The sequence below is a fragment of the Leptolyngbya sp. FACHB-261 genome (genome assembly GCF_014696065.1).
GTDB lineage: Bacteria > Cyanobacteriota > Cyanobacteriia > FACHB-261 > FACHB-261 > FACHB-261.
The window spans coordinates 293,842-308,580 of record NZ_JACJPL010000027.1 but is presented as its reverse complement, the minus strand read 5'-3'; the positions used below and the strand labels follow the sequence as shown (position 1 = coordinate 308,580).

Sequence of the window (14,739 nt, the reverse complement as noted above, 5' to 3'; positions counted from 1 at the left end):
GAGGGGCAATTCCTGATAGAGTGCTTGGTGGTTCAGAAAGCCAGTTAAACAAAGGTAGTAAGCAGAGGCTGCATGAAAGTTCTGGTAATTGGTGGCGATGGCTATTGTGGGTGGGCCACTGCACTGCACCTGTCGGCTAGAGGCTATGAAGTCGCAATTCTCGATAGCCTGGTTCGTCGACACTGGGACTTAGAACTAGGCGTTGAAACCCTGACTCCCATTACTGCTATACAAAAGCGTATTGATTGTTGGCAGGGGCACAGTGGTAAGCGCCTTGAGTTATTTGTGGGAGATATCACTAATTACGAGTTCCTGTCGCAGACGCTACGCAGCTTTGAGCCAGAAGCAATTGTGCATTTCGGTGAACAGCGCTCTGCACCCTTCTCGATGATCGACCGCGAGCATGCGGTTCTGACTCAGGTCAACAATGTGGTAGGAACCCTAAACCTTCTCTATGCGATGAAGGAGTTTCTACCCGATTGCCATCTGGTCAAACTGGGGACGATGGGTGAGTACGGCACCCCCAACATCGATATTGAGGAAGGCTACATTACGATCGAGCATAACGGCCGTAAGGATACATTGCCTTATCCTAAGCAGCCTGGTAGCTTCTATCACCTCTCGAAGGTTCACGATAGCCACAATATTCATTTCGCCTGCAAAGTTTGGGGTTTGCGAGCTACTGACTTGAATCAGGGTGTGGTCTATGGTGTGCTCACCGAAGAGACTGGCCTCGACGAAGTCTTGATCAACCGGCTCGATTACGACGGTGTTTTTGGTACCGCTCTCAACCGTTTCTGCATTCAGGCAGCAGTCGGCCATCCCCTCACTGTATATGGCACAGGTGGCCAGACCCGTAGCTTCTTAGATATTCGAGATACTGTTCGTTGCGTCGAATTGGCAATTGCCAATCCAGCAGAATCCGGAAAGTTCCGAGTGTTTAACCAATTCACTGAACTCTTCTCGGTTGGCGATCTGGCGATGATGGTCAAGAAAGCCGGAACGGCAATGGGCTTAGACGTAGAAGTAAATCATCTGGATAACCCACGGGTCGAACTAGAGGAGCACTATTTCAACGCTAAGAATACAAATCTGTTGAGTTTGGGTCTGCAACCCCATTTTCTATCTGATTCACTGCTCGATTCCCTTCTCAACTTTGCCATCCGGTACAAAGAGCGGGTTGATGCTCAGCAAATCCTGCCCAAAGTCAGTTGGCGTCGTTGAGATCGAGCGTAGAGCCTTAGGGCTCTAGGGCTTGTCTAATTCGCTCTGCGACTTCTCCGCCTATGCGCATTGCTCTGTTCACTGAAACCTTTTTGCCTAAGGTTGACGGCATCGTCACGCGCTTGCGTCACACTGTCGACCACTTGCAGCGCTTGGGGGACCAGGTTCTGATTTTTGCGCCTGAAGGGGGCCTCAAAGAGCATTGTGGCGCAGAAATTTATGGGGTTTCTGGCTTTCCGCTGCCACTTTACCCAGAACTGAAGTTAGCTTTGCCTCGGCCTGCCTTAGGCTATGCCCTCAAGAAGTTCCGGCCTGACATTGTGCATGTGGTTAACCCAGCAGTGTTAGGTTTGGCCGGCATATTTTACGGCAAGCTCTACGATTTGCCTCTAGTTGCGTCCTACCACACTCACTTACCCCAGTATCTCCATCACTATGGTTTGGGTGCCTTGGAGGGAGTGCTGTGGGAACTGCTAAAGGCAGGACATAACCAGGCTGACCTTAACCTGTGTACCTCAACAGTCATGAGGTCAGAACTGGTCACTCATGGCATTGAGCGGGTGGACTTGTGGCAGCGAGGGGTCGATACGGAAATGTTTGACCCAAGCCTTCGCTCAGCTGAGATGCGAGAGCGACTAAGCAAAGGGCACCCAGAAGCACCGCTACTGCTCTACATCGGGCGTCTGGGGGCTGAAAAAGAAATCGAGCGCATTCGTCCTGTTCTAGAGGCGATTCCGCAAGCGCGTTTGGCGCTGGTGGGTGATGGTCCCCATCGTGCCGAGCTAGAACGCTACTTTGCAGGCACTCCTACCCACTTTGTTGGCTACCTCGGTGGTAAAGACCTAGCGGCGGCCTATGCCTCCGCAGATGCCTTCATTTTCCCCTCACGTACCGAAACTCTAGGCCTGGTACTGCTAGAGGCGATGGCGGCGGGTTGTCCAGTCGTGGCTGCTCGTTCTGGTGGCATTCCTGACATCGTTGAGGATGGCGTCAACGGCTACCTATTTGACCCAACTGATGAGCGGGGGGCAATAACAGCAACTCAATCGCTACTGAGCCAGACTGAGCAGCGCGAACAGTTGCGCCTGCAGGCTCGCCAAGAGGCCGAGAAGTGGAGTTGGTCGGCAGCGACTCGCCAGCTACAGCATTACTATCAGCGGACGGTTGAACAGGCTCAGCCGTGCTCAAGGGTTGTGCCGTAAGTTTGCTGTAAAAGGAGTTGCTGGTTAGGAATGTGAAGCTTGTAGGGGCATCGCTAAGGCGATGCCCCAATTTTTATAGCAAGCACGGTGCACTCTCTCTACGGGATTCATGATTTCGGTGTGAGGCAAAGGCCTAGCGTGGGGCAACGCCCTAGTGTGGGCAAGCCAGGATATGGATGAATTGCCTTTTTAGAAGGCCAGAGGGCGTTCTCTCTCATTTGAACCCTGCCCTGCCAACCCTGTCTGACCTAATCCTCTTTAGCCCCGCTGGCAGGGCAGGAGAAAGACCTGGAGCTTCAGGGTAGGCAGGGTAAGGGGTTCGTACTTACCTGGACTTGTGATGGCTTCACAGGGTTTATGCCTGGTTTATTCCTACCCTGCCCTGCTCACTGCCTTCAACCCTGCTTCAAGAGACTAAAGGCAAAAGGGTAAACAGATATGGAGGGAGGCTTTCTCTAGCATTTAAGCGCTGCCCAACTTGCTGTGCTCTGTAGAAATGGAGAGGGCGCGAAATAAAGAGTCTGTTCAACTAAGTTTGAAGAGTCGGCTGTTTCTTGTCTGCTGCGAAAGTTTACGCTGAGGGCAAGACCCAATTTTGAGCTATCCGGACTGAATTGACCGCCTCAATAGAGAAAATATGCCGTCACTCTACTGAGGCAAATTTTGTCGATCCAGCAGCCACTCTAATCATCTGATGGTTTACCTAGGGTTTATTGGGTCGTGACCAGCCAGCAATAGAACGCCTAAACGACCTGGCCACTCCGGAGAATTCAGTTTGGATAGCCAGTAGACCAACCCGCGTCTCAATGCAAACCTCCTCAGGCAAAACTTAAATCAGCCAATAACAGATCTAGAGGTGCTCTGTTCGGGCAAACCTGTAGATCACCTGCCTGATTATTCAAGCCCTCGCCTTAGTCTCAGGCCAATGAGCACTATTTCAGGTGCCCAGAATCCTGTGGCCTAGAGAGTGATTAGGTAGGAGGTAATGGCCTCCTGCTCAATTGCAAGCCCAGAGAAGCTTCAGTTTGGAGGCGCCATCGATTTAGCAACTTTTGCAAACGACAGGTCAGCCTTTAGGACAAAACCAAGCTGTTGAGTTAAAGACTGGACTCTCAAACGATGCCTGCTAGCAGTCGAAAGCACAGCTCAAAAAGACAGTAGTGATGTTCGCTGGCGTTTTGAATTGGGCAGATGGGTCTGAGTTGCATCAGTTTTCACTCTACAGAAGCAACACTCTCGCCTCTTCTTTTTCGAAAATCGTTGTATTTTCTTGTTGAAACTGTTGACAGTCCCGATCAATATAAACAATACTCTGAAATAATCTATTCGCCCTTTAGCGGTGTAACACTATGGCAAGAAAAAAGGCACAGGTAGAACCGCCCAAACCGGAACCTGTCAAACCCCTCACCGGTCGAGAGTTACTGGAGAAGGTCAAAGATCTCAAAGGTGCTTCTAAGGAAGAAAAAGCGCGTGCTTGTGGCTATGTCTCGCAAACTCCCAAGCGAGGTGAACGGGTCAATCTAATGCAGTTTTATAAGGCGCTGATCGCTGCAGAAGGCATTGACCTCGATGGCAAAGGCAAAGAGCCTGGTCAGGGTCGTGGAGGCCGTGCAGCCAGCTACCGCGTAAGCGTTCAAAAGAACGGCATGCTGCTGATTGGCGCACCCTACACCCGTCAGATGGGATTGCAACCGGGTGATGAACTCACTTTAAAGGTGGGCCGCAAGCACATCCGTTTAATGACCGTTTCTGGAGATGAAGAGGAATAAACCTCAGGGCTCAGGGTGCCATCTATCTCGCGCAATTCCCTGATCGGTTCAATGTCGTTTCCCTGAGCCTCTTTAATTTATAGAGGCTCTAGATCGAAATCTGTAGAGTGGGAGAGGGCAGCTCTTCGCCCAAGCCTTGACCGAAACTTCTATGTTTGTGGACCGCAGCTCTCTCCTCACTGATAATCCCGCTCAACTCAACTATGGTCTTGCCATCCTCGATGTTGATGGTGACGGGGCCTTCGAAATTTTGGTGGCTGGCTTTGGCTATCGCAATTTAGCCTTAAAGTGGAACGGCTCTAGCTTTATTGATATTGCTGACCCTGTGCTTGCCGATCCGGAACGGCGAGCAATTGGTGTAGCTGCTTGTGATCTGGATGGCGACGGACGAGAAGAAATCTATATCCTGAATACGGATACCTTTACGGGCGCCAAGCAATTTGGTGACCGGCTGTTTGATATTCAGGTTGATCGTCAGGGTGAACACTGGGTCGATTTGTTTTCGCTGCCGGAGAACCGACAGGTCATCAATAAAACTGCTGGGCGCTCAGTTGCTTGCGTAGATCGATGGGGCCGCGGCCGCTATGGTTTCTTCGTTGCCAATTACGGTGGTCCCATGCGGCTGTACGAATTGAATCCTGAGGGGCAATTGGTGAATGTTGCCCCGGAGGCAGGATTAGCTTTAACTACAGGTGGCCGAGGCGTTGTTTCGCTGCCCCTGCTGTCAGAATCGATGGATATTTTCACTGTCAATGAAGGCGGCGGCAACTTCTTGTTTCGCAATCTTGGGAACGGTCGGTTTGAAGAATTAGCTCAGCTCCTAGAAATCGACGACCCCTCTGAAAACGGTCGGGGCGTGACAGTAATAGATATGAGTGGTAACGGCCGCTTTGATCTGGTTTATGGCAACTGGGAAGGTCCGCATCGACTTTATGTGCAATCGCGAGGTGGCAACTTTCAAGAAGCAGCGCCACCAGAAATGGCAAAATCTTCGCGCATTCGTACGGTTATTGCTGCCGACTTCGATAATGATGGCTACGAAGAACTGTTCTTCAACAACATTGGTGAACCCAATCGTCTATTTGGCTGGCGTGGTGGCGGTTGGACCTCGCTAGACCTTGGTGATGCCCTCGAACCCACAGGATTGGGAACAGGAGCGGCCGTGGGCGACCTGGATGGAGATGGCCGCCTAGAGTTAGTGATTGCCCATGGCGAATCTGGACTGCAACCTCTGAGCTTGTTCCAGACGCCCGAGAACGGCAATGGCTGGTTACGAGTGCTGCCCCTGACAGCGGCGGGTGCGCCTGCTCGAGGTGCTGTTGTGACGCTGGTTGCTGGCCGAGCCCAGCGGCGGGTCATTGACGCGGGCAGCGGCTACCTCTGCCAGATGGAACCAGTTGCTCACTTTGGCTTAGGAACAGAAACTCAAGTTGCCCAGGTAGAGGTCCGTTGGCCCGGCGGGGCCACTCAGGTGATTGAAGCCCCAGAGATCCGACAGACGCTACGCGTGCCCTACCCTGTCTCTTGAAGCTGCCAAAGCGGAAGAAGCAGAAATAGACCTGGAGCGACAACCTAGACTGCATATAGACCTGGCACAGGCTGGCCCAGACTCGGCATAAGCATCATCTTCAGCAGCATTCCCTCGCAAGAAGTCTGCCCAATGACAACGCTGCTAAAAACGCTTCCAAAAACAACGCACTGTAACTAGAGTCACAGTGCGTAATGCGGGCTTTCAATAACTGATTGCCTATAGAGGCCGGTAGTGAAGGCTGGCGGGTTTACTTCTTAGGCGAGAGCAACATCATGATATTACGGCCCTCGCGCTTCGGTGCTTGCTGGATTTCAGCTACCTCTTGTAAGCTTTCGGCCATCCGCTTCAGCAGTCCCTCAGCTAGGTCAGCGTGCTGAATCTCACGGCCTCGGAACATGATCGTCGCCTTGACTTTGTCGCCCTCTTGAAGAAAGCGCTGCGCACTCTTCAGACGCACGTTGTAGTCATGGTCGTCGATGTTGTAGCGCATCTTCACTTCTTTGACATCGGCGGTATGTTGCTTCTTGCGAGCCTCCCGCGCCTTCTTCTCCTGTTCAAACTTGAACTTGCCATAGTCCATGATTCGACAGACAGGTGGATCTGCCTTATCGCTAACCAGGACTAGATCTAGTTCCTTTTCCTCAGCGATCCGTAGAGCCTCGCGGGGAGTCAGAATACCAAGTTGTTCACCAGCCGTATCGATTACCCGAATCTTCGGGAATCGGATACGTTCGTTGATCATCGGAAGGTCGCGGGGGGTGGGCTTCTTGTTCATGCAGTAATGGGGGAGATTTCCTCAAAGATGGATGCTAAATGGAGCGTTCGACACCAGGTTAGACACAGGTTTACAAAACGAGCACCAGATGCTTGACAGAAGACACTATTCATAGTATTGACATACCAAACTGCCGTCAAGAGGAGATCTCCCCGACGGCAACGCTTAAATTCAATCCTGGCAGCGTCAAGACTTTGAACGGTTATCCCTGGTAATGGAGCCTTAATTATAGCGATATTCTTCTATTGAGGATGCCCGGCTCTTTAAGAAGAACACACACTAGGACACACTGGGGGCAAGGGACAGCAGGGAGAGCTTGGCGAATGTTTGACAGCTTCCGAGTTGAAATTCCAAACGGTGAGGCGAGGCTAGCGGCAGAAATGTTGCTTCCTGAAGCAGCCCTGCCACCTGTAGTCCTATTCGCTCCTAGTAGCGGCCTCGCCGATAGCGATGGCAACGATACAGATGTTGGCTTTGCCCCCCTACAGCAGCTGGCAGAAGGCTTAGCCGAGCGAGGTTTTCGCTCCCTACGCTTTGATCGGAGCGGTTTGGGCCGTAGCACCGGTGAAGTTACAGCTGTGCAGGGAGCAACTGAGGATTTCGCCGTTGTACGCCAATTCTGCCGGCAGCAACCGGAGTTGCAGGGGCCTCTAGTGTTGCTTAGTCACGGTGAAGGTGCAGCCTTAGCAGTTCTGTCGGCTCAAGCGGAGCCAGTCGCAGCTCTGATTTTGATTGCCCCTCCCGTGAGCTATCTCAATGATCTGCTTGGCTTTCAAGCCGCCGCCGAACAAGCCTTATCTGCCTCCGACCCAGAGCAGCATCGGCAAGTTTTGGCTCAACTGCAGCAGGAGTATGCCAGCAAAACCCATCTGTTTTTGCTCCGGCCTGTACTCAGTCTGAACCTATCCCTGTTGGCAGTCCACGGAGAGATGGACTGGGTATTTCCAACTCATGAAGTCCGCTTGCTAGAGCAAGAACTCTATAAACAAGAACTGTACAAAAGTGGTCAAGCAAAATTCACCTCTCACATTCTGCCCGAGTTAGATCACTGGCTGGTCCGAACTGACCACTGGCGTTCTGCTCAGGAGAATTTACTGCCGCACTGGCAGGTTGACTCAGCCGCTCTAGATCTCATAGCCCATTGGTTAAAAGACCTAGCCTGAAAATCTGGGCGGATCACCGGTTAGCTGATAGAGATACAGTACAATTCATGGCTATCAACCTTGCTAGTTCACTTGCCGGATGATGCTTAACTGCTCACCTGCCCAAGCCGAAGAGATAGAAGCAAAAGAGAGTCAGGCCAAAAAGACCCAGGCCAAAGAGACGTTCGACTACTTTGCCTACGGCTCCTGCATGTGCCCCGTGGATCTGAAACGTACCCTGGGGGAACCTACCTGGCCCTTTGTACTAGGCCCTGCCACCCTCTCCGGCTACCGGTTGGGCTTTTATTCACGCTCTAACCGACGCAACTGCGGAGTATTAGATATCGTCCGAGACGAAAAGGCTGAGGTTCAGGGAGTGCTCTACCGTCTACCCTGGCGACTGAGCACTTTGCTGGACGAGCGTGAAGGGGTTTCCTCGGGTTGGTACCGGCAGGAAACTATCAGTGTTCGCTGCCAGAGCCAGGTTTACAGCCATGTCCGAACCTACGCTGTAGTCAACAAACTGGCTGGGGAGCTAGCACCCAATGACTGGTACTTTGATGTCGTGCTGCGAGGCGCTTTGACCTGTGGCCTACCGGAGCAGTATTGCTGGCAACTATTTGAACACATGCGCCATCTCCAGGCAGCACAGTTGCCTTTGGCCGCTTAGACCGAGCTGCTTAGAGCAAATCGAGCATGGCATCAACCCAACTTCAGGTACGACGCTTGAGGCTAGTTGACTCGGATTCGCACCGGTTGCTCTACCAAGGTCCAGAGGTCGGTTTCAGAGAGTTGCGTGCCAGGGGGTAAGGGTTGGGCGCTCAGGCAACAGCGTAAGTCCAGATCCAGGCGGGAGCCGGTGCCAAATTGATCGCTGGGTAGCCGATAGCCGCTACCAAACTCGGGCATCGAGAGCACATCCAGGTCAATGGCGGAATGGCTCAAAAACACCTTCATCAGATCCAAACCGCTACGGCAACCGGGCGGCAGCCCCATCGTAATTAAATAGTCTGGGCCACCCCCAATAACCATTGATTCAGCTGGTTTCAAGCGAGTGGAAGTTTCACTGTAGGGATAGAGGCGGCTGGCACTGCGCTGCATGCCGTTGAGCGCAACCAGGTAGACATATAGCGGGCGATCAGTGGGGTTTGTGATCGCAATGGTGAGGTTCTCACCGGACTTGAGGGCAACTTCGCCGTGCGCTTCGTCGGGGACTAACCCCTCGTACTGGGGCGGACGACGGCGATCTGCCGCACGGATTAGCTTGCCGAAGCGGACCTTGATAACGCCGCGCAAGCCGTTGTCTGGAGCCTGCAAAGCTGCAAAATTGCGGAAGGCTGCTAGATGTTCTAGTAATGCAGTCACTTGCTTGGCAATATTGCCCTTGATCTTGTAGCTGGCAATGGGTTCGGTTGTGTCTGGCTCGAAAAGCTGAAAGACGTTGCCAGCATTAACTTGAACTCGAACTGCTTCAGACGTGCAGGTTGACAATAGGCTGAGCGACGGTGAGCCCTCAACCAGCTCGGCAAGCGGAGTTAACCCCCCTAGCATCTCTGGGGTTTCGGCGGTCAGGCAAACGGGCAGCGGCACAGGTCTGTTCATGAACTCAGAAAAGTGGACCACTGCAAAGTAGTGTAAACAATTGAAACTAATTGTCTCATCTGTGAGCAGCTTCTGACCTAGCTGAGCGAAGTGGGTTTGTTGAGGCAGGAAAGTTTCGTACGATACTAGAGCGGAACGCGCACAAGTTTGTTTTCACTCGCGCCTAGTGGTATGAAGCACACGCTCTCGGTTCTGGTCGAGGATGAGGCAGGGGTCCTCACCCGTATTGCTGGTCTATTTGCCCGTCGCGGCTTCAACATTGAGAGTCTGGCCGTTGGCCCAGCAGAGCAGGTGGGGTTCTCACGCATCACGATGGTGGTACCGGGAGACGACCGGATTATTGAGCAGTTGACCAAGCAGCTCTACAAGCTAATTAACGTGCTCAAAGTGCAGGATGTTACCGAGGTCCCCTGCGTTGAGCGTGAATTAATGCTGCTCAAAGTCAATGCCACAACTAGCAATCGCTCTGAAATTATTGAGGTTGCCCAGATCTTCCGGGCCCGTGTGGTTGATGTCTCAGAAGATTCCCTCACTCTGGAAGTGACTGGCGATCCCGGCAAGATGGTGGCGATTGTGCAAATGCTCAACAAATTCGGCATTCGCGAGATCGCCCGTACCGGCAAGATCGCCCTGGTTCGAGAGTCCGGTGTCAATACTGAATACCTGAAAGCGGCTCGGATGGCGGTGTCTTGAGCAGCAATGCCGCTAGCTCACAAAAGCCTTCGCCTTCCGAAGCATCGGTCAAGTAGCGAGGGCGGTAAGTCATTTGCTCGGCGTAGTCTTGCAGACCGGCCACACCAACAGACACCGGAAATAGAGCAGGGTTGAATAGGCTTTCGTCATTGGGACTGTCGCCGACAGTCAACACCTGTTCCGCACCTAGGCCAGGGAACCAGCTTTTGAGCACCTGAGACACAGCGGAGCCTTTGTCTTGTCCAATCGAGTAGATGTGGCACTGCACGGTGCTGTAGGTGAACGCCCAGCCCTGAGCTCCACATAATTCGCGCAGTTGTTGCAAGTCGGCAAAACTCAAGTTGCGATTGGCAAAAGTCCAATCGGTCAGGCGAAAACGGTTATCTGCCGCGGCTTCCAGGCTGGGAAAACTGGCCCGCAGTTTATCGAAAGTTGCCCGCAATTGTTGTCGGTGGGCCTCAACGTCGCGCAGGGGAATCAGCAACTGTTCGGGACTATCAGGATCGGGACGGAAGCCAACGCCACCATTTTCAGCAATCGCACCCACGAGTCCTGGCAGATATGCCCGTAAGCCTGCGACCCAGCCTGCCGAGCGCCCGGTCACCAGTAGCACTGGCAAACCTGACGCCGCTAGAGCACTCAGGCTGCGCAGGACGGGGGCGCTAAAGTGACCATTGGTCGTCAAGGTACCGTCCATGTCTGTCGCAATCAGACGGATACCCACTAGTGAATCAGGTAGAGAAAGAAACGCATCAGAGGTCATTGTTGCGCGAGAACGAGGATTCCGGAACTAAAATCAGGCAGCCACTAATTTGACAGTTTGATCAACCACGCACCATGCCCCCTCTGTCCTCCCCCCAGCGCGATCAGATTTTCGTCGCAGAAGCCCAGCGCACCGGCATCCATAAACCGATTCTGTCGGCTTTGTACCGGGTTTTGCACTATCCCAACCTACCGGATGGCGACACAGGTTTGGGGGTGGTGCCCACGGGGACAGTGACTTATAGCCAAGTTGGGAATCTAGCGGCCCAAGCTCGCCATGCCGCCGATGCGGTTCGCAAAATCACTAACGCCCTCAGCAAGCGGGATTGGAAGGGCTCGGAGCTGTGGGATCCTCAGAATCGCCGCTACACCGAAAAACTGGTACGTGCGATCGCTGCCTTCTACGCGCCCTTAGCTGATGAAGAACTGGCCCTGGTTGAACCAGAACTGAACAATCCCAACGGCTTGTGGGGAGCCTACATTCAAGAGACTAGCCCCCTAGCTCAGACGGCAGCTACAGGCACAGCAGATGCTCAGGCCCTAGACAAGGCTCTGGTTAGTTTCACTCAGCGCATCCCAGAGGCCTATAAAGGCTTGCCGCAGCAACGCGAGGCTGTCCTGGAAGGGTTACGCCTCTGGCGACAACTAGATACACGTAGCGACGCCGTGAAATCCTTGGCTGTGACGGCACCGATCCAAGCCAACGACGCCCAGCTGGATCCGGCCCTTATTCAGTTCGTCAAACGACTTCCCCAGAACTACACCCAGTTGCCGCAGCAGCGCGAGGCTTTGTTGGTGATGGCGCAACGCTGGCGTCAGCTCGACTCCCCCGAAGAAACGGTAGAAGCCTTACAACGAAATATCTCGCCCCAACCCGATCTCTCGCTGCTGGATCCGGCACTAGTTGCCTTTGCCAATCGAGTGCCTAAAAACTATAAGGGAGAAATCCATCAGCGCTCAGCGCTGGTAGAGCTGGTTAGACAGTGGCGCAAGCTCAGCTCGCCGGACCAGGTGCCTGCTAGTCTAGGCATGCCCAGCACAGGCTCAATTAACAACTTCAGCCCCACAGATGTTGCTGAGCTAGACCGACGTCTGCAGGCCTTCGCGACCCGTGTTCCCCCAGCCTACAAAGAGGAAGATCATCAGCGCCAAGCCCTGTTGTCGCTGGTTCAACAATGGCGCAAGCAACCTAATCAAGCGGAGACGGTGGAATCGCTTCAGGCAGACCTCAAGGCGATGGATGAGGCGCAAAAGGCGGCAGCTTTGGGCAAGAGTGTTGATGAAGACAAAGCTCCACCTGCGCCTCGACCGGCTCCAGCTCCACCTCGCCCCGACCGCTGGACCCCCAGAAATATCCAGCTCTACGCCAGCATTATCCCCGGTGGCAACTTCACCTGGGCCGAGGCAACTCACGGCGGCTCGCGTATGCCGCCTGACCAAGCCACTGTAGATGCGATGATTCGCATCGCCAAAATGGCTCAGTTGGCTCGCAACAAAATCGGGCGTCCCTTTCGCATTACCAGTTGGTACCGTCCGCCCGAGATCAACCGTCAAGTTGGCGGAGCCTCCCAGAGTCGCCACATGGTCGGCGATGCGATCGATTTCTATGTCGAGGGTCTAACGGGCAACCAGCTGTACTGGACACTGGATAGTTGGTGGACGGGTGGCTTGGGGCGCTACACCAAATTTCCAGCGCTCTGCCATATCGATGCCCGGACCTACCGCGCCCGCTGGAAGCACTGACAACCCATTGGGAACGTTTTGAATTGGAGACCAAAAGTTGGACCTTGCGCTTTGAAGCGGCCAAGTTCTAGTAAAATTTTGTTAAGTTTCGGGCTCAGCTAAATGACCTGGCTGCAAAGTTTACCGCTCACCAGCGTGCCCCTCTACGGCATTGCAATCGCAGCGTTCTTGATTTACGTGCCCTTTGGCGTCGTTGCCGTAGCTCGTTTGCAGGCAGGCTACGAATACAGCGCGCCGCGCGCCATGTTTGACAAACTGCCAGCCTCTGCCCAACGAGCCTCTTGGGCGCACCAGAACGCCTTTGAATCCTTTAGCATTTTTGCCATTGCAGCCCTGATGGCTTATGTGACCGGTCCCCATCTCAGTCAATCCTATTGGGGGCTGACAGGGGCAGAGTGGGTAGCTGGAGCTACGGTCATCTACCTGCTGGCACGCCTAGCCTACGCAATTTTCTATATCGCTGACCTAGCCTTTGGCCGTTCGCTGGTTTGGGCTGTGGGACAACTGTGCATCGCAGGGCTATTTGTGATTAGCTTGCTCTCGCTGTAGCGGTCTGAGTGCGCCCAAATCTGGAAAACCTGAAATCTTAAACCGGCTTCTAAAATTCTCTAAAACTTTAGACTCAGTTATGGCTTAGGCCGTACTGCTCTCAATAGAGTCACTGGATTGAGCGGTGTGAAGCGTGTCAGTGATCCAACCGGCACTGACCGGGCTAGATTTGCCTGCAGCAGATTTACTTCCCAGTGAGAGGCAGTGAGCCACTGCTGTGCCCGGTGTAGGTGCTCCAAGGTTGCCAAGTTCGCCACCAATACCCCAGCAGGCTTCAGCCGTTGAGCCAGAACTTCTAGGATTGCTTCTAATTCACCGCCACTGCCACCCAGGCAGACGCGGTCGGGGTCGGGTAGGCTAGCTAGTACCTCGGGCGCAATCCCCGCAATAACCTGAACATTGCTGACCCCCAAGCGCTGACAATTGCGCTCAATCAGACTCACGCCAGCCGCAGTTTTCTCAATCGCATAGACTGCGCCTGTGGGCAGGAGCCTAGCGATCTCAATGCTGACCGAGCCAGTACCAGCCCCAATATCCCAGACGGTTTGGCCTGGTTCTAGGGTCAACTCACTCAGTGTCAGAACTCGAACCTCGCGCTTGGTGATCAACCCTGGCCGATCCTCGAAGCTCAAGAAAGCACGGTCGGCAATGCCCAGAATGGGCAAGCTCTCGGGCTGGGGCAGTTCGTCTTGCCGGACTAACAGGACTAAATTCAGTGGCGCGACTGAGCAAGTCATCGCTTCCGAGAGCGACAACTTTGCAACCCGCTCTTGTAAACCGCCGAGATTCTCACATATCCAGAAGTCGTAAGTGAGTGGCAAATTCAATGACTGGAGCAGGCGAGCAATAGCCCCAGGAGAGTGCTCAGGCGAGGTGAGCACTGCAATCTGACGAGCACCGGTCTGCAACGTGCGTATTAACCGCTCTAGGCTGCGTCCGTGCGCACTAATGACCTGTGCCTCCTGCCACGGCTGCTTGATTCGAGCAAAAGCCAGTTGCACCGAACTGACTGCCGGGTAGAAGGTTAAGCAGTCGGGGGCAATATGCTCCAACAACAAACGCCCTAGGCCAAAGAACAAAGGGTCGCCGGAGGTAAGCACTACAATCTCTTGCTCTTGTGCAGCCAGGGCTTGAAGCTTGCTGAGTGTGCTGCTGAGATCCCCTAGCTCTAGCCGTTGTGTAGGATGCTCAGGGAAATAGCTGAGATGCCGCGTGCTGCCAACTAAAATCTGGGCTCTACTGACTAGCTGCTGAGTTGCAGCGCTGAGCCCCTGCGCTCCATCCAAGCCAATGCCAACTACAGAAATCATCAAAAACTTGACCTAACACAAAGGGCTCAGGCATATGGGGTAAAAGCCTGAGCCCCAGAGTGTTGTTGGAATCGGAGCGGCGGGATTTGAACCCACGACCCCTACTACCCCAAAGTAGTGCGCTACCAAGCTGCGCTACGCCCCGATGAACCGTCTGACCATGATCTCGTGTGAGATTTAAGTCAGCTTAGACAACTTACCACAGGTTGTGCCAATGGAACCACCTGGAGAAGTTGAGGCATCCTTAGTCAAAGCAAGTATAGCCAGGACTAGGGAATGCGCCGCGAAGGACTCGAACCTTCAACCAGCGGATTAAGAGTCCGATGCTCTACCATTGAGCTAGCAGCGCGGGACCTTTGATTTCCACAGGTCTACGAATATAGCGTGTCCGAAAACGCTCGTCAAGTGGGAACTGCCTCTAGTAGGCAGTCCCTCTC

Annotated in this window: 13 protein-coding genes and 2 tRNA genes; 9 read left to right on the top strand and 6 right to left on the bottom strand. The window is 53.6% G+C overall.

Translation table 11 applies throughout. The features are described 5' to 3' along the window. Positions 1 to 72: 72 nt before the first annotated feature. From H6F94_RS21060 to H6F94_RS21045, 4 genes are all read left to right on the top strand, one after another. Positions 73 to 1,224: an NAD-dependent epimerase/dehydratase family protein gene (locus H6F94_RS21060; RefSeq protein ID WP_190804218.1), complete on the top strand. Its 1,152-nt coding sequence runs from the start codon at positions 73 to 75 to the stop codon at positions 1,222 to 1,224. Between the two features lie 62 nt (positions 1,225 to 1,286). Continuing rightward, positions 1,287 to 2,426: a glycosyltransferase gene (locus H6F94_RS21055; RefSeq protein WP_190804217.1), complete on the top strand. Its 1,140-nt coding sequence runs from the start codon at positions 1,287 to 1,289 to the stop codon at positions 2,424 to 2,426. Between the two features lie 1,349 nt (positions 2,427 to 3,775). Then, positions 3,776 to 4,195, top strand: coding sequence for an AbrB/MazE/SpoVT family DNA-binding domain-containing protein (locus tag H6F94_RS21050; protein WP_190804216.1), 420 nt, complete (start codon positions 3,776 to 3,778; stop codon positions 4,193 to 4,195). A gap of 136 nt (positions 4,196 to 4,331) precedes the next feature. Continuing rightward, positions 4,332 to 5,723, top strand: a complete 1,392-nt coding sequence (locus H6F94_RS21045; protein ID WP_242041310.1) for a CRTAC1 family protein — start codon at positions 4,332 to 4,334, stop codon at positions 5,721 to 5,723. A 250-nt stretch (positions 5,724 to 5,973) separates the two neighbouring features. Here H6F94_RS21045 and infC read toward each other — a convergent pair whose 3' ends face one another. Next, a complete protein-coding gene (infC, locus tag H6F94_RS21040) occupies positions 5,974 to 6,501 on the bottom strand; it encodes a translation initiation factor IF-3 (protein WP_190804215.1) in 528 nt (175 codons plus the stop codon). A gap of 323 nt (positions 6,502 to 6,824) precedes the next feature. On the opposite strand from infC, the gene H6F94_RS21035 reads away from it, so the two are divergent. After that, positions 6,825 to 7,664, top strand: coding sequence for an alpha/beta hydrolase (locus H6F94_RS21035; RefSeq protein ID WP_190804214.1), 840 nt, complete (start codon positions 6,825 to 6,827; stop codon positions 7,662 to 7,664). A gap of 79 nt (positions 7,665 to 7,743) precedes the next feature. Further along, positions 7,744 to 8,313 (top strand): gamma-glutamylcyclotransferase family protein, encoded by a 570-nt coding sequence (locus tag H6F94_RS21030; protein ID WP_313949344.1) that lies wholly within the window; start codon positions 7,744 to 7,746, stop codon positions 8,311 to 8,313. A 62-nt stretch (positions 8,314 to 8,375) separates the two neighbouring features. Here the strand turns inward: H6F94_RS21030 and H6F94_RS21025 are convergent, their stop codons facing one another. Continuing rightward, complete coding sequence (locus tag H6F94_RS21025) at positions 8,376 to 9,245, bottom strand: hypothetical protein (RefSeq protein ID WP_190804213.1); 870 nt, start codon at positions 9,243 to 9,245, stop codon at positions 8,376 to 8,378. 171 nt (positions 9,246 to 9,416) lie between these two features. Here H6F94_RS21025 and ilvN point away from each other — a divergent pair, with 171 nt between their 5' ends. Continuing rightward, a complete protein-coding gene (ilvN, locus tag H6F94_RS21020) occupies positions 9,417 to 9,938 on the top strand; it encodes an acetolactate synthase small subunit (protein ID WP_190804212.1) in 522 nt (173 codons plus the stop codon). Here ilvN and H6F94_RS21015 read toward each other — a convergent pair. After that, the gene (locus H6F94_RS21015; RefSeq protein WP_190804211.1) at positions 9,895 to 10,701 is read right to left on the bottom strand and encodes an HAD family hydrolase; all 807 of its coding nucleotides are present in this window, start codon (positions 10,699 to 10,701) and stop codon (positions 9,895 to 9,897) included. The two genes, ilvN and H6F94_RS21015, sit on opposite strands and share 44 nt — an antisense overlap. Positions 10,702 to 10,775: 74 nt before the next feature. Between H6F94_RS21015 and H6F94_RS21010 the strand changes: the two genes are divergently transcribed. Continuing rightward, a complete protein-coding gene (locus H6F94_RS21010) occupies positions 10,776 to 12,443 on the top strand; it encodes a D-Ala-D-Ala carboxypeptidase family metallohydrolase (RefSeq protein ID WP_190804210.1) in 1,668 nt (555 codons plus the stop codon). Between the two features lie 102 nt (positions 12,444 to 12,545). Continuing rightward, the gene (locus H6F94_RS21005; protein WP_190804209.1) at positions 12,546 to 12,992 is read left to right on the top strand and encodes an MAPEG family protein; all 447 of its coding nucleotides are present in this window, start codon (positions 12,546 to 12,548) and stop codon (positions 12,990 to 12,992) included. Positions 12,993 to 13,069: 77 nt separating this feature from the next. Here the strand turns inward: H6F94_RS21005 and cbiE are convergent, their stop codons facing one another. From cbiE to H6F94_RS20990, 3 genes are all read right to left on the bottom strand, one after another. Next, positions 13,070 to 14,302, bottom strand: coding sequence for a precorrin-6y C5,15-methyltransferase (decarboxylating) subunit CbiE (cbiE, locus tag H6F94_RS21000; protein ID WP_190804208.1), 1,233 nt, complete (start codon positions 14,300 to 14,302; stop codon positions 13,070 to 13,072). 71 nt (positions 14,303 to 14,373) lie between these two features. Next, a tRNA-Pro gene (locus H6F94_RS20995) sits at positions 14,374 to 14,447 on the bottom strand. Positions 14,448 to 14,579: 132 nt separating this feature from the next. Further along, a tRNA-Lys gene (locus H6F94_RS20990) sits at positions 14,580 to 14,651 on the bottom strand. Positions 14,652 to 14,739: the final 88 nt, after the last annotated feature.

Excerpts from the sequence above, each read along its gene's own strand:
- H6F94_RS21060 (WP_190804218.1), top strand. The coding sequence starts at position 73 with ATGAAAGTTCTGGTAATTGGTGGCGATGGCTATTGTGGGTGGGCCACT.
- H6F94_RS21055 (WP_190804217.1), top strand. The coding sequence starts at position 1,287 with ATGCGCATTGCTCTGTTCACTGAAACCTTTTTGCCTAAGGTTGACGGC.
- H6F94_RS21050 (WP_190804216.1), top strand. The coding sequence starts at position 3,776 with ATGGCAAGAAAAAAGGCACAGGTAGAACCGCCCAAACCGGAACCTGTC.
- infC (WP_190804215.1), bottom strand. The coding sequence starts at position 6,501 with ATGAACAAGAAGCCCACCCCCCGCGACCTTCCGATGATCAACGAACGT.
- H6F94_RS21035 (WP_190804214.1), top strand. The coding sequence starts at position 6,825 with ATGTTTGACAGCTTCCGAGTTGAAATTCCAAACGGTGAGGCGAGGCTA.
- H6F94_RS21030 (WP_313949344.1), top strand. The coding sequence starts at position 7,744 with ATGATGCTTAACTGCTCACCTGCCCAAGCCGAAGAGATAGAAGCAAAA.
- H6F94_RS21025 (WP_190804213.1), bottom strand. The coding sequence starts at position 9,245 with ATGAACAGACCTGTGCCGCTGCCCGTTTGCCTGACCGCCGAAACCCCA.
- ilvN (WP_190804212.1), top strand. The coding sequence starts at position 9,417 with ATGAAGCACACGCTCTCGGTTCTGGTCGAGGATGAGGCAGGGGTCCTC.
- H6F94_RS21015 (WP_190804211.1), bottom strand. The coding sequence starts at position 10,701 with ATGACCTCTGATGCGTTTCTTTCTCTACCTGATTCACTAGTGGGTATC.
- H6F94_RS21010 (WP_190804210.1), top strand. The coding sequence starts at position 10,776 with ATGCCCCCTCTGTCCTCCCCCCAGCGCGATCAGATTTTCGTCGCAGAA.
- H6F94_RS21005 (WP_190804209.1), top strand. The coding sequence starts at position 12,546 with ATGACCTGGCTGCAAAGTTTACCGCTCACCAGCGTGCCCCTCTACGGC.
- cbiE (WP_190804208.1), bottom strand. The coding sequence starts at position 14,302 with ATGATTTCTGTAGTTGGCATTGGCTTGGATGGAGCGCAGGGGCTCAGC.